This is a genomic window from Lunatimonas sp., from assembly GCF_020832325.1.
GTDB lineage: Bacteria > Bacteroidota > Bacteroidia > Cytophagales > Cyclobacteriaceae > Lunatimonas.
Map to the genome: position 1 here is coordinate 142,330 of NZ_JAFIEU010000047.1, position 15,250 is coordinate 157,579.

General features: G+C 47.6%; 11 protein-coding genes. 10 read left to right on the forward strand and 1 reads right to left on the reverse strand.

Annotated features, from left to right (window positions below; genetic code table 11):
- Positions 1–3 precede the first annotated feature (3 nt).
- From JJU34_RS18465 to JJU34_RS18500, 8 genes are all read left to right on the forward strand, one after another.
- Entirely contained in the window at positions 4–3,330 is a 3,327-nt protein-coding gene (locus JJU34_RS18465) for a hypothetical protein (RefSeq protein ID WP_228693896.1), read from the forward strand.
- A gap of 11 nt (positions 3,331–3,341) precedes the next feature.
- Positions 3,342–7,790, forward strand: a complete 4,449-nt coding sequence (locus tag JJU34_RS18470) for a DUF6443 domain-containing protein (RefSeq protein WP_228693897.1) — start codon at positions 3,342–3,344, stop codon at positions 7,788–7,790.
- A 2-nt stretch (positions 7,791–7,792) separates the two neighbouring features.
- Positions 7,793–8,281 carry a hypothetical protein gene (locus JJU34_RS18475; RefSeq protein WP_228693898.1) on the forward strand — a complete coding sequence of 163 codons (489 nt, stop codon included), beginning with the start codon at positions 7,793–7,795 and terminating at the stop codon, positions 8,279–8,281.
- A 238-nt stretch (positions 8,282–8,519) separates the two neighbouring features.
- On the forward strand, positions 8,520–9,905 hold the full coding sequence (locus JJU34_RS18480; RefSeq protein ID WP_228693899.1) for an RHS repeat-associated core domain-containing protein: 1,386 nt from the start codon (positions 8,520–8,522) through the stop codon (positions 9,903–9,905).
- A gap of 1 nt (position 9,906) precedes the next feature.
- The gene (locus JJU34_RS18485; protein WP_228693900.1) at positions 9,907–10,353 is read left to right on the forward strand and encodes a hypothetical protein; all 447 of its coding nucleotides are present in this window, start codon (positions 9,907–9,909) and stop codon (positions 10,351–10,353) included.
- A gap of 809 nt (positions 10,354–11,162) precedes the next feature.
- Positions 11,163–11,924, forward strand: a complete 762-nt coding sequence (locus JJU34_RS18490; RefSeq protein WP_228693901.1) for a hypothetical protein — start codon at positions 11,163–11,165, stop codon at positions 11,922–11,924.
- A gap of 80 nt (positions 11,925–12,004) precedes the next feature.
- A complete protein-coding gene (locus tag JJU34_RS21880) occupies positions 12,005–13,813 on the forward strand; it encodes a polymorphic toxin type 10 domain-containing protein (protein ID WP_228693902.1) in 1,809 nt (602 codons plus the stop codon).
- Positions 13,810–14,097 carry an Imm27 family immunity protein gene (locus JJU34_RS18500; protein ID WP_228693903.1) on the forward strand — a complete coding sequence of 96 codons (288 nt, stop codon included), beginning with the start codon at positions 13,810–13,812 and terminating at the stop codon, positions 14,095–14,097. Before JJU34_RS21880 ends, JJU34_RS18500 begins: the two co-directional genes overlap by 4 nt.
- 54 nt (positions 14,098–14,151) lie before the next feature.
- On the opposite strand, the gene JJU34_RS18505 is transcribed toward JJU34_RS18500, so the two are convergent.
- Positions 14,152–14,424 carry a helix-turn-helix transcriptional regulator gene (locus JJU34_RS18505; protein ID WP_228693904.1) on the reverse strand — a complete coding sequence of 91 codons (273 nt, stop codon included), beginning with the start codon at positions 14,422–14,424 and terminating at the stop codon, positions 14,152–14,154.
- A gap of 99 nt (positions 14,425–14,523) precedes the next feature.
- Here JJU34_RS18505 and JJU34_RS18510 point away from each other — a divergent pair, with 99 nt between their 5' ends.
- On the forward strand, positions 14,524–14,949 hold the full coding sequence (locus JJU34_RS18510) for a hypothetical protein (RefSeq protein ID WP_228693905.1): 426 nt from the start codon (positions 14,524–14,526) through the stop codon (positions 14,947–14,949).
- Positions 14,950–15,011: 62 nt separating this feature from the next.
- Positions 15,012–15,155 carry a hypothetical protein gene (locus JJU34_RS18515; RefSeq protein ID WP_228693906.1) on the forward strand — a complete coding sequence of 48 codons (144 nt, stop codon included), beginning with the start codon at positions 15,012–15,014 and terminating at the stop codon, positions 15,153–15,155.
- Positions 15,156–15,250: the final 95 nt, after the last annotated feature.

Sequence of the window (15,250 nt, forward strand, 5' to 3'; positions counted from 1 at the left end):
TACATGCAAAGGATTTTATTTTTGCTTTGGGGTTTGTTTTTTGTCTACCCCTCTTTTGGACAGGGCTATATTGGCCCCTCTCCTGATGCCATGGGACTCTTACGGCAAGCAAGCGTAGGGGTCAGCCACTATACCGGTAGTGCAAACATCGGGATACCGTTGGGCGAAATCAGCGGACGCGAACTTGGGCTTCCCATTTCACTATCCTACAATAGTTTCGGGCACCGGGTTCAGGATGTCGCATCTTCTGAGGGTCTCGGTTGGAATCTTCAGGCTGGAGGTATGATATCCCGTGTGGTCAGAGGTACACCCGACGACCTTACCGGAGGGTTTTGCATGAATGCCTCGACGGATAAAGAGCCTGACCTGTTTATGTTTTCATTTATGGGACGAACCGGGAAATTCGTTGTCAACCAAACCAAACAGGTGGTACTCTTTCCTTTTCAGGATCTAAAGGTGATTCCGGGGATGTGCGGTATCGGGGATACCTGGGAGATAATTGACGAAAATGGAACAAAATACCATTTTGGAACAACGGTTGGATCCCGGGAAAGAACCTCAACCATAAAGGGTACGCTGCAACAACCGGAATATACCTCTACTTGGTACCTTACCAAAATCATTTCCGCAAATGGGACAGATGAGGTTACGCTCTCTTATTCAGCGGGATCCCCGTATTCCTACGTAAATTATTATTATGAAAAAGACGACGGTACCTTTCCTTCCCCGGAAAAAAATGAAAGCGCGACAGTTACGGTCAAAAGCGCAAAACTGACCGAGATATCCACATCTGGGGGTAAGGTACAGCTTTCCTGGAACAATCACCGTAAGGACCTGCAGGGGGCCCGTTCCCTTGCTACCATGTCATTTATTGACAACACTGGTAATCCCATCAGTAAATATTATTTCGAATACGGTTACTTTCAGGGGTGCCAAGAGGCCGATAATCTGTGCAAGCGCTTGAAGCTTGAACGAATTTATGACCTATCTACCGCCCCCCTCTATGAGTTTACATACAACGAAACAGTTAATCTACCTTCGAGGATGTCCAAGAATATCGACTACTTGGGGCTTTACAACACCAATGCCGTCGACAGTTGGATTCCAGCCATCACCGATCCGTCAAGTTATAGCGGTGCCAGCCGCAATCCCGACGCAAACCGCATGAAGGCAAACCTGCTGACCAGGATAGATAACCGCGGAGGCAGTCATACGCAATTTACCTACGAGCCACATAGCGGGTTTTATGGAACTACAGCCAATGCGGTCTTAAGCGGCAACCGGATCAAAAGCATTGCCTCCTATGGGGATGGTAATCTTTTACAGACCAAAAATTATAAATACGTTAAGGAGAACGCACCCTCGGAATCAAGTGGGGTAGTTTTTAGAAAACCTGTATTCAGGTACTATAATGTTGCGCCGGGGATTAACCGGGTAAAACGTTTCTCCCATACCTACCTGGAGATGTTCGACGTAAACGGAACCCATGTTGGATACTCGAGGGTGGAGGAAGAAACGGTAGGCAAGGGATTCATGGTGTATACATTCAGCAATTATGATGAATTTCCCGACCAGGATTTCAACGGCAATCCGGTAAACAACGAGGATCCCGTTGTTTCCACCACATCTAGGTTTTGGGAGCGCGGAAACCTCAAGACGGTCACTGCCAAGAAGCTGAACAATGTCGATATCCTTTACAGGGAGACATACGAATACAACTATACCATTCCTGACAAAGCAATGGTCACTGCCAACAGATCCGTTCCCTTTGTATTCAGTTGTTTCACACCCTCTCTGACCACCCAATATCGGATAATCTCCAAGCCGTTTACGCTGATCAAAAAAACTACAGAGATCCATGACCAGGAAGTGCCTACGAGAAAAATGACCAATATCGAGGAATATTCCTACGACCCGGTTACCATCCAACTTACAGAGAAAAAAACGTATAATAGCGCCATCCCAACTGAAAAATATATCAGCAGATACCGGTATGTCACACATGCCGATTACAACCTGGCCAGCAGTCAGGCGCAGACTTGTGAAAACACGTTCTACCAGTGTGGACAATCCTGTGGGGTAAACAATTATACCTGTTGGAACACCTGCCAGGAGAATTTCAATGCCTGCATGAATATGGCCTCAAGCGACGAGCGTGTGGTAGCCATACAGGCCCTGCGAAAGATGCATGCACACAATGTAGTGGTGGAGGAACAGAGCTGGCTGGACAAGGGGGGAAGCCTGGTATTTCTTGGAGCTGGATTAACGGCCTTTAAGCGTACAGCCCCCTCATCTGGTAAGATTGTGCCCGCAAGTACATGGTCCAGCAGGAAAGTCACGGGAACCTATACCGGGTCCCATATATCCGGTACAAATTTTGTCCTTCCCGCATCTTTTGTGCAGGCGGACACATTCGATGAATACGATCTGAGCACAGCAAAGCTGACCAAGTCCACGGGTAGGGACGGCACGGTATCCCAAATGGCATGGACCTATAACGGGATGCTTTTGGAAGCCCAAACAATGAATCCGGGTGCGGCCCAGTTTACGAAGTCATTTGAGTACCGGCCGCTTGTCGGAGTCGTAAAAGAAACCGATACAAACGGAAACGTTGGAATTACCGAATACGATGAGTTCGGGAGGGTGAGACTGACGAAGGACAAAGACAACACGATTTTGGTGAGGACGCGGTACCATTACCCTAACGAACGTGCGGGCATGCGGATCAAATCGGATCGAATCGATGCGCTTACAAACCAACAGATCCAGTTTAGTTTGGACGATATCGTGTCACCGGGCGGCGGTTCGCCTGAATTTGCCTGGGACATGGCTAACGGAACGGTATACGACGACAGCCGCCTGACAACCTCCGTAAGCTATGCCACCCCCGGTTCATATAACGTAAAGGCGGTTATGTTCACCAACGAGTTTGAGCCCTATACGGCCTCCAAGGAAGTATTTGTGTGGCAGCCGCTGAGTTTCTCCCTCTGTATTGATGGCCCACAGTTTATTGATCTCTGCTACCAGGATCCGGTGATATTCGGTTCCTGTACACAGCAGAACAATCAGCCCACAAGCCCCATCCTTCTCAAAGTAAATTTCAGTTCTGAGGGATGTCCCAATGTCAACACCTTTCTATGGGAGTACAGAAGGCCGGGGGAATCCAACTGGAACGTCATCAACAGCCTGGGTACTACCGCTGTACTGCCCCATCAGGCCTTTGTACCCGGGTATTATGATATACGATGTACCTACACCGACGGCTGCAACAGCACCGTGGTCCGAAATACCTATGTCAGTTTTTATAAAAGCAACCAGCTATGCTATTGACCAACTGCCCCATGAAATTTTTAAGCCTAGTGCTGGTAGCAGCCCTTGGTATTGCCCCACTAGCTGCGCAGCAGGCCACCATTGTACAAAATGGCGAGAGATCCCAATATGAGAACACCTCCTACCTGGTAGTGGAATCGCTGGTTCTCAAACCCGGATTTCAGTTCAATTCTGCCACCCAGGGCACGTTTTTTGCCCGTACCCACAACACAAGCCCTACCAAGGCCCCTTCCGAGGGCAAAGCCTTTGTAAGGTCGGAGCATGTGAGGGTGGAAGGAATTACAAATGATGAGGGGGTTATTTCACTGCCCATAGGTAGCAAACGTGTGGCCTATTCCTATTTTGACGGAATGGGCAGGCCAATCCAATCGCTCCAGGTGCAGGGCAGCCCTGGAAAACAAGATCTGGTCCAGCCTGTAGCTTACGATGCAAAACAGCGGGCATCAATATCCTATCTCCCCTACCGGGCCGCTGCTTCTACCGGGGCGTTCCGACCTAGTGCTCTTTCGGAGCAGTTAGGTTTTTACGACAGCCCTCCTCCCGGCGTTACCGGTGACACAAAACCCTATAGCAATGCCACCTATGAGGACTCTCCCTTGGACCGGGTCGTGGGAGTCAGCCAGCTGGGGAACGACCTTCAAACGGCCTATACCTCATCTAAAGTTAAAGTCAACATATCCACCGATGCGGTCCGCCGATGGGCGATCGTAAACGGCAGGCCAAACTCCTCTTCCACCTACCCGATAAACAGTCTTTCAGTGGCGGAAACAGTTGATGCGGAACTGCACATCACCCGTACCTTTTCGGATTTTGCCGGCCGAACCGTACTTGTACGTACCCAGGCAGGTGCGTCCACTTGGCTCGACACCTATTATGTATACAACGACTACAGTGAGCTGATCTTTGTCATACCTCCCCAATCCTCCACTACACTTGCACCTTCCCAGGCTCATGTTGATCTATGGCATTTCCAATATGCCTACGATGAGTTTAGCAGGCAAACAGGTACCAAGGCGCCGGGGGCGGGATGGGTATACACCATCTACGACAAATGGGACCGACCGGTCCTGACCCAGGACGGGGAACAACGCGCAAAAGCTACACCGGAATGGTCCTATGTCAAATACGATATCCACAACAGGCCTGTAGTCATAGGAACCATAGCCAACGGGACGGCATTGGCCACGCTCAGGACGCAGGTGGCCGCTTCTACGGCATCCAGGTTTGAAACAAGGAATAACTCGGCATTGGGGTATACCATTGGCTCCTCCTACCCTACCACCGCGGTGGATGCGGGCATCCTGTCGATCACCTACTATGACGATTACACCTTCATGAACCACAACAGCTGGGCCTCCGGTACGGGAAACTCCAACGGCCTGTATGCCTTTGCCGCCGAGTCGGGGTATTTTACCCTTCAGCAGCAGAATATGGCCGTGAAAGGCCTGGCCACGGGATCCAAATCACGGAGGCAGGGCAACAGTACCGAGTGGATCAACAGCGTGACCTATTATGATACCTATTACCAGCCCATACAGACCATCTCCACCCATCAGCTGACGGGCACCGTAAAGACATCCACCCTATACGCCTTCTCCGGAGAAGTGGAGAAGACGGTGAATACCTATTCGTACTCGGGAGGCACCACACGGGTGGAAAGAAGGTTTACCTACGACCATGCCGGACGGCCGCTAAAGGTTTACCACAAGATCAACGGCAACGCCGAGGTGATGCTCGGCCACTTCCAGTACAATGAGCTGGGCGAGGCCACCGAGATCATCCACCACAGCCGCAACAACGGCAATACATGGCTGTACAGGACCGGCCTGAAGTCCACGATCCAAGGGTGGACCGACGAGATCCTCTACACCTATTCAAACGGCGACCCAGTGTTCCGCCAAAAACTGGATTACCACAAAGCCAGCGGTACAGCAAACAGCCCCAGGCTGGACGGGATCATTACCTCCAACCAATGGAAACACTACGGCACCGAACCGGAAAGGGCGTACAACTACACCTTCGACACCCCAAAGCGGCTGACCGGATCCATCTACAGGCAAAAGATCGGATCCACCTGGAATACCGACGGCAACTTTAACGAGAGCCATATAAGCTACAGTGCCAACGGGAATATTACCGCACTGAGAAGAAACCGCGACAATGGCGGTACGGTCGTACAGATGGACCAGCTGACCTATACCTACACCGGCAACCAGCTGACGGCCGTGGCCGATGCAGCCCCGGCGGCACACAAAGCGGGCGGATTCAACGACGGGAATACCGGCACCGATTATACCTACAATCAGAACGGATTCCTATTGACCGATGCGAACAAAGGCGTCACGGGAATAACCTATACCCGGCAGAACCTGCCTGCCCAGATCAACTTTGGCTCCACCAACCGCATCAAGTACACCTACAGTGCAGGAGGCGGTCTGATGACGGTTGAATATTCAGGCACGGGAGCCTTCGCAGACAGGACGCAACACTACGTGGGCGAGCTGGTCTTTGAGGGCACCGTTCTGAAGGAAATCCGCCACGAATACGGCCGGGTGCTGGCGGATGCGGGCTACCGCTACCAATATTACCTTACCGACCATCTAGGCAACACCCGGGTGGTACTTCAGGAAGATCCTGCAAACTTCACCGTGCTGGCGACCTTTGAGCCGGACAACCTGGAGACGGAATCCATGCAGTTTATGGACTATGGGGAGGCACCCCATATCGCCTCCTCGCTTTTTGACCATACCGGGACGTCGGAAACTGGCTATGCCCTGCGGCTTACCAATGGGGAGACCGGGCCATCGAGATCCGTGGCGGTACTTCCGGGAGATACAGTGAGAATGGAAGTATTTGCAAAATACCTGGATCTCAATAACAAAAAATTAGATCCTGCCCTGATGATGCTTTCACTGGCGATAGAAGCCGCCAATCCAGGCAGCCTAGGTATAGACGGGAACTTATCCACCCCCTCAAGCCGCATAGCAGTTACAGATCAGGGGCTGGCCGGGCTACTTGTAGGTAAGGAAAGCCGAAGCGACGCCCCACCCGCCTACCTGAACTACCTCTTCTTCGATAAGGAGATGAACTACAAATACGGAGGCTATACCCAGATGACCGAGGCGGCGTATGAGGATGGGACTAACAGGGAGCATGAACGATTATATCAGGAGGTAGTAGCGGATGAGCCGGGATATTTCTACATTTACTTATCCAATGACGGAACCGAAGGAGGAGAAGCCTACTTCGATGATTTCTCCATTCTCACCTTAGAAAGCTATATCGTACAGCAGACGGATTATTACCCGTATGGGCTGATAGCAAGAAACTTTGTACGTGAAAATGAGAAGGAGACTAGGGAGCTATTTCAGGGCAAGACCTACGATGAGCTAACGGGGTGGTATGATTTTCATGCCAGACAGTATGACGCTGCGCTGGGGAGATGGTTTGGGGTCGATGCTTATACCCATAGGATGCCGGGTGTTTCGCCTTTCAACGCAATGGCCAACAACCCGGTAATGTTTTTGGATCCAGATGGGAATGAACCGATTACATTAGCTGTACTTGGTTTAGCCATGTTGAAAGGGGCGTTGATCGGGACAGCAACTTCGGCTGCGGTGTATTCTGCAACGTACCTTGCATCAGGAATGAGTGGTAGCGGACAGTTTTGGAATGGCTTTGGAAATGCGGTAGCTATGGGTGCCGTAACGGGCGCAATTGGAGGCGGTATAGGCGGTGCTTTCGCGAATAGCGCATTTTCGCAAACACTTGGATATAATTTGCTAAATAGCACCTCAAGCACCGTAGCAGGGAATCTTATTTTAGGTAACGAAATTTCCCTCGGTACAGTGATTGGTGGGATTGCAGGCGGATTTGCCGGAGCAGGACTTCCCCAATTTTCAGGAGTCAAAGGAGGTGCTTTAGCAAACATTGGAGCTGAAATCGGATATGGGGCTGTAAAAGGCGCTGCAACAGGTGCAGTTACTGGAGGGATTGGATCCGCAATTGACAAACAAAATATTGGAGATGGAATAAAGCAGGGGGCACTTGCGGGTGCTGTTGGAGGGGCAACTATGGGTGCTCTAAACATCGCAGCTATGGGGCCTAGTTTATATTCTGGTCCAATGGGAAGAAACACGCCAGTATTTAGAAGCGGAGGACTTTTTACTTTACATTTAGCAAAAGGCGATGGAATTACTATTGGCCGGAATCTCGTAGTAAAGGAATCAGGGGATTTTATTGATGATGCTGGACTCCGATTCCATGAATATGTACATTTTATACAGCAAAGAACATACGGATCCGGCAATTTCTACAGTAGAATTCTAAGTGAGTATTATCAATCAGGAAAAGGGTCGGGCAAATGGTATTTCAGCTATTTTACACCAGGTCACTTAGAGAATCAAGCAATGCAACTTGAACTATTATTTAAACATTTTCTACCATTTAAAATAAAATAAGTATGTTAAAGGGAATAATATTTATTTTACTAATGACAACGGTTTCTTTTTGTTCGGTAATTAAGTCTGTAACTCTAGTCAACAGAGGTATGGATCGAAGAACCCAAATTGATTTGGGCGACCGTAAATCATATTTAAGAATTATCGGTGAATTATTGGATTCAAAAATTGGTTATAGGCCAAGTAAAGTAATTTTCAATGTTTATATTGTATCGAAAGATCCAAATATTCGGTTCAAATCTGGCGATGTTTCGGTATACATTTATGAACATGATTCCTCCGCGTATTACAAATTAGCAATAATCGGCAACGAACTTAATGAGGAGCCAATGCCGATTAATAAAAAAAGCAAATTCCGAATTTCTGCAAGGATCAATCAAAAAAACATCAGTGAGAGCGGAGCAAATAAGAAAATTGGGTTAAAATTACCTCCGATCATAGTTGGCGGTGAAATATTAGATTTTGGGATGATTGATTTTGAGTTACGCTAATAATTTAACTAGAACCCCATCCATTGGTTAGTTAACCAAATTTAGCTTTCATAGGGGGGTAGAGGGAAAATTACTCCCCCAGACTCAACGGATTACGACAGAAAACACAGGCCTTGCGGGCTTGCTGACAGGAAAAAAGCAAAACAACGACGCCCTACCTGAACTACCTCTTCTTCGACAAGGAGATGAACTACAAATACGGCGGTTATGTACATAACTTGTCCCGAACTCGTTCGAGATGACCGAGGCAGCCTACGAGGACGGCACCAACCGGGAACATGAGAGATTATACAGCGAAGTAGTAGCGGATGAGCCGGGATATTTCTATATTTATCTCTCCAATGATGGAACCGAAGGAGGAGAAGCCTACTTCGATGACTTTACCATTCTCACCTTAGAAAGCTACATAGTACAACAGACGGATTTTTATCCGTATGGATTAATAGCGAGAAACTTTGTACGGGCCGGGGAGAAAGAGACCAAGGAACTGTTCCAAGGCAAGGCCTATGAGGAGCTGACGGGATGGTATGACTTTCATGCACGTCAATACGATGCGGCATTGGGAAGGTGGTTTGGGGTGGATCCGCAGGATCAGTTTGCCTCGCCTTATCTGGCGATGGGGAACAATCCGGTGATGATGGTGGATCCTGATGGGGAGTTGGCTTGGTTTGTTCCAATTATTATTGGGGCTGTGGTTGGAGGGACAGCAGGGGGTGTTATTGCGCATAATAATGGTCAAGATTGGTGGAAAGGGGCAATTGTTGGTGGATTAATTGGAGCGGCTGTCGGAACTGGAGTTTCCGCAGCCGTCGGAGCTAAAGGAGGTATCACCGGAATTACTGTTGGTAATAGCGTCTCTTCTACTGCACCCTTAACCAAAGCTTGGGGAATAACCTCAACCGCAATACAAAGTGCCAATGTAAATATGGCCATTACCGCCCTCGGTGGCGGGAACTTGGACAATGTCTATAAAAGTGGGTTAGTTGGAGCAGCATCAGGAGCTTTTACGGCCAGCGGTGGTTTTGGCATGGTGAGTGCTTGGGGCTCTAAAAGTAAAGGTATGCAATTTGCTGGTCGCCAGCTCTACCAGGGTATCGGAACTGCAGGAAGATCGATCGGTAATAACTGGGCGATGGGTCGAGATCCTTTTTCAAGGGTCACAGTTGGTGCCGGGCCTGTCAACCTGACCTTTGGCAAAGGGCAGAGACTTCTTCAGTGGCAAAACAACATCGGAAATATCGCTACAAACGCATTTGGACTTGGCAATTTGGCTTTTGGGGGTAACATCAAACCAGATTTTAATAATTTAACTTTTGTTTATAGTGGGGGCATCATAGATAGATTTGCAGATCCCACTGAATATGATTCCGGATTTGGTGCGTTTTCAGTTATAGGAAATAGCAATGTTAATGGAGAAATCTATCCCCATGAACTTCATCACCTTTGGCAATCTAGATCTATGGGAGATGCATTTTTACCAAATTATGCAACCAATGGAGTTTTTGGTTTAATACTTAATAAATTTAAGTATTTTACAAGTTACGGAGGGAATAGATATCCTGCCTTCATTTCTCCGACCCGAAATTTCTTTGAGACAATTCCCGACTTTTTTCCTTGGTGGTGATATGAAAAAATTAATAATTATTTATATTTTAATATTTCAAGCCTTATTAGGCTGTGATAAATCTTTTCCTCTTGAATTTAATGGGAAAAAGGAGTATAAATTCAATATGATGTGTGGTGAGATTTCCTTAAAGGGATCAAAGTTTTCAAATTGGATAGTAATTTATCAGAATATTAATTCTGGCGAATTTAACTATTACTTTGATTCATTATCTGTGCAATTAATTACTGAGGATGCCATAAAAATCGACACTTTAAGATTTTATGATCAGAATGGTTTAATAACTGAAAAATTTAAAAAAATCACGGATAACCAATTGATTAGAACGTATGTATTATTTGACAAACCAATTTTTGAAAATTCAGGTGTACTTGTTATTAATGCAAGAGGATATATAAAATGTAACAATATTCCCTTGATTTCAAATGATATATTATTAGATTTCTGAAATTTTATTTAGTCAATAAATACCTTTATAGACAAATATTTCGGAGGAACATGGTGATCTCACTCGATCCTTTATAGGACGGATCAGTATGATAACGACCTAATAGTGCATGAACTACATCATGTGTGGCAATCTAGGGTTTTGGGTGATGCTTACTTAGCACATTATGCGGGTCAAGGTTTGTTAGGACTAATGCTGGGCAAACCATGTAATTTTACCAATGCAGTATTAGAACCTAACTACTATGAAAATTTAGCCTATTATTTCAGATGGTTTGGAAGATGAAAGCACTACTATTAATAGTATTAATTTTTGCGAGTGTTGCGGGGTGCGACCCTGTTATAACATTTCCCCGACATGGTTGTAGAATCCTTTACCCCCTCCTTTTTAATAAGCTCCATTGAATTCGTTATCCCTATTATGCCATTCGCAATGGCTTATTAAAGACCCTCTTAGAAAAAATAGTCTGATAATTCGACTCCCCAACTGGGTGTAGAATCCTCTACACCCTGATATTCCTAAGCTCCTTTGCAGTCTCAATCCGTTCAATGCCATTTACAATGGCTTGCTAAAGAACGTCTTAGAAATCTAACACCTTGTTTTTCTAGGCGGTACCTAACATAGAGTCCTACACAACCGCCATCTTCTACGACGAAAAAGCCCGGGTAATACAAACGCTTTCCCAGCACCAGCTTGGCGGTACGGAGAGGATCTCGACGGTCTACAACTTTGAGGACCAGCCCGAACGTTCACTCACTTCCAGGACATCTCCGGCAGTTCCGGATATACTGCGTATCTACAGTTACAACGTGGCCGGACAGCTGGCTTCCATCTCCCACAAAATTGGTGCGCAGCTCCCCGTGACGTTGGTATCCTATACCTACAATGATCTGGGACAGCAGATTGCCAAAACCTTCCCTACCATTGCTTCTGCAAACCAAACCTATGCCTACAATATCCGGGGCTGGCTGAAAACCCTTGGCAGTGCCCATACCGAGGTTTTCAAGCAGACCCTCTACTATGAAAGCGGCGCCACAACCAACCGCTGGAACGGAAACATCTCCCGAATCGACTGGAGCGGGATGACCGGTGCAGGAAAAACTCGTACCTACAACTATACCTATGACAATGCGCACAGGTTAACTACGGCCAACTATACAGCTTCATCGGAAACCAACTGGTTCACCGTAAACGGAATGCTGTACGATGCCAATGGAAACATCACCAAGTTGGTTAGGCGCAATCAAATGACTGCGTCCACTTACGGCGAAGTGGATAACCTGACCTACACCTATCAGACGAACAGCAACCGTCTGGCACAAGTTGAAGATTCGAATGACGCACTTTCATATACATCCAAAGACTTCAAAGAACGGAGTGCCACAGCCTATTCCTACGATGTAAACGGTAATCTATCCGGTAACCTGGACAAACAGATCACCTCCATCAGCTATAACCATCTGAATCTCCCAGATACCGTTACCTTTACTGGTACCTTGGGTAAGATAGTGTTCGGATACGATGCAGAGGAGGACGGAGCGTTAAGGATTAGTCCCTTTGGACTAATCTAGCGACGGGCCGGGTTGCAGCGCTGGACTAACCCAGAAAATATACACCAACACAACGCTTACCAAAACCCAAACCTATATCGGTGAGGCAGTATATGAAAATGGGGCGCTGGACTACCTTATGCAGGACAAACCGTAAAGAAACAGTCCGGGGGACTGTTTTAGGTTTGGGCCGGGCTGCGGGGTGTGGCCGAGTGGTCTACGAGGGAACAGCTTACCAGTACGAGTACAACATCAAAGACCACCTTGGCAATGTCCGGCAGGTACTCCGGGATCCTTCCTCACAGGGCTTTATGGCAACGATGGAGACCGGCCTTGCGGATGAGGAAGAGGCTGCCTTCACCCAGCTTTCCGAATCCCGGCAGCTCGGGCCCGAGCATAATGTAACGGAAGGTGGTAACCAGGTGGCTTGGCTAAACGCCGACCGGGGCCGCGTGGTGGGCCCCGGCAGGACGCAGCCCGTCTATGCAGGTGACAGCGTAACGCTGCGTGTACACGGAAAGTACGCCGAGCCGACAGTCGCCAAGCTAAATACAGGCAGCTACCTCACCCAATCCGCAAAAGACCGGATGGTGGATGGCCTAAGCGAACTGGCCGGAAGCCTCCAACGCTCCGGTTCCGGCAACCCCATCGCCATCCTAAACCTAGCCAATATCCTAGCCAGTGACTTACAGAACAAGGAAGCTCCCGAAGCCTATCTGATTTATGCATTGTACGATCAAGACAGTAATAGATACGAGGTAGGCAAGCAGGTTTTAACCAAAAACGCAGCCAACCAACACGAAGTTTTGCAAGAAAACCTGTACATTTCGGAAGACGGATACCTGGAAACCTTTGTCGTCAACGAAACCCCGGAGGACGTATGGTTCGATGACTTTATGGTCATGAGCACCACCTCTCCCATTATGCAGGAGACGCATTATGACCCGTGGGGGTTAGAACTGACGGGGATTGGGTTTCAGTATGGGGGGATAAAGGCGAATAAGTATCTTTATAACGGGAACGAGATACTGAGTGACCTGAACCTGAATCTATACGATTTTAAATCAAGGTTTTACGATCCTGCAATAGGACGGTTTATAAGCATCGACGTGCTGGCCGACCACCCAAGGCAAATCGGGATGTCCCCGTACCAGTTCAGTTGGAACAACCCGATCAGGTACAATGATCCTAATGGGGAGTGTCCTGATTGTTGGGAATTTTTAAAAGGATTTGGACGTGGTGTGGGATCCGGCGCACAAGGAACTTGGAACTTTGTGACCAATGATGCCTGGAAGGCCGATACATGGAAAGCAACCGGCAACCTGCTTTTGGGTGCTGCTGCTTTGGGACCTACGGGCAATACGAGCAATCTGTATGCAGTTGATGCGGCGTTGGGCACAAATACCGTGGATGCGGTCGGCGGGGTTTCGGCCGCTATTGATAACGCAGTTGACAAGGTGGCAAGCGGGGATCCGGGTGCTATCGGGGAAGTGGCAGGAGGAGCGGCCTGGGCAGGCGTGGAAGCTTTGGCGGGAAGTAAGGGAGCGGGGTTATTGACCAAGGCGGGGAAAATTTCAAATGCAGTACCAAGTAGGGTGGCTCGTGTTGTTCCTGGCGATGTTTCAGGTATTAAAACATTAGGAGCTCCTTCTGCAAGCGATGTTTTTGTTACAGCGGCTCAAGATATTCAGGGTTTAGGCGCAAAAGAGATAGCAAAGAAACTAACAATACCAAATAGCCCAAGCGGATTTCAGATATTTGAATTTAACACTCCGACTGGTATCGCTAGCCCAATAAACAGGACTAATCCCGGGTTTGTTGGAGGAGGGAGAACCGCAGGGGGCGCAAGAGAATTTGTAATTCCTAATCAGGCAATCCCTAAAGATGCTGTTAGACGAGTTGTGCAATGAAAAAGATAAGTAAAGAAGAGATATTGATAAAAGGGAAATGGGTGTTTGAAGGCGGAGAGATGAAAAAAGACGGAGATTCTTTAAGAATAGAATGGCTTATTCAACACCATCTTAAATGGGTGTCCAAGGATGCCAGCGGTTGGTTAAACCTTTATCAGGATCCGGATGATGAAAGATATTGGGAGCTGTTATACGAAGATAGCGATTCCCATGGTGGTGGCCCTCCTTCGTTAAAGTATATTCCTGAAGCTAAGGTGAAAGAGCGCTACAAAATAAGCTCCTAGAAGTAGTAAGTAATCAATTTATTTTGGAGTCCGGCACTGGCCGGACTTTTTCATTTACAGCAATAGGCTGTCCATTTTATGTTTTGCGAAGAAGGCGTCCATAAGGGCATAGAGGTGGTCTTTTTCCTTTGGGGCAAGCTTTTCGAGCTGCTGTAGCCTTTTGAGGGCATCGTTGTCGATGTTCTGGTATTCTGCATCCTTCACCAGGTAATCCAGCGTAACGGTTAGCGCTTCAGCAATCTTAGCTGCCGTATCAATTGATGGCTTGATCTCGTCCCGCTCATACTTTCCGATGATGTCACCGGAGGTTCCCTTCGCCTTGCCCAATGCTCCCTAAGTCATTTTTTTCTGTTTCCCCTGGGTGTAGATTCGGCTACACCTCCTATTCCTAATCTCATTTATATTCGTAATCCCTTTTATTGCCATTTGCAATGGCTTAATAAACACCATCTTAGTAAACAAGTAAAAAAATTTGAAACACAATCTGGCTTAAATTTCCAAACCACCGCCATCTTCTACGACGAAAAAGCCCGGGTAATACAAACGCTTTCCCAGCACCAGCTTGGCGGTACGGAGAGGATCTCGACGGTCTACAACTTTGAGGACCAGCCCGAACGTTCACTCACTTCCAGAACATCTCCGGCAGTTCCGGATATACTGCGTATCTACAGTTACAACGTAGCCGGACAGCTGGCGTCCATCTCCCACAAAATTGGTGCGCAGCTCCCCGTGACGTTGGTATCCTATACCTACAATGATCTGGGACAACAGATTGCAAAAACGTTCCCTCCATTTCTTCTGCAAACCAACCCTACCCCCATATTGGTATACCTACGTATTCAGCTAAAATAGACCTTTTTGCGTATTCTATCCCACTTTTTTTCCTTCTCTTTGGGTCATACCAATGTAGGCGCATGCCAGCAGATATCCAGATGACACAGGAACTACAAGAAAACAGAACCCACAAAATCACTTTCCGGCTCAATAACGGGGAGGTAAAGTTTCTGGATGAGTTCTCCGGCCGTGTGGGAATTTACAAAAGGAATAGCCCTAGCTAACCAAGGCTCTTTTTTTTATCAGATAGCTTCAAAAATACCAGCAAAAAATACTGTTATTTAGGTAAAAAAGACACCTTATTCTCTGGCAACAAGGT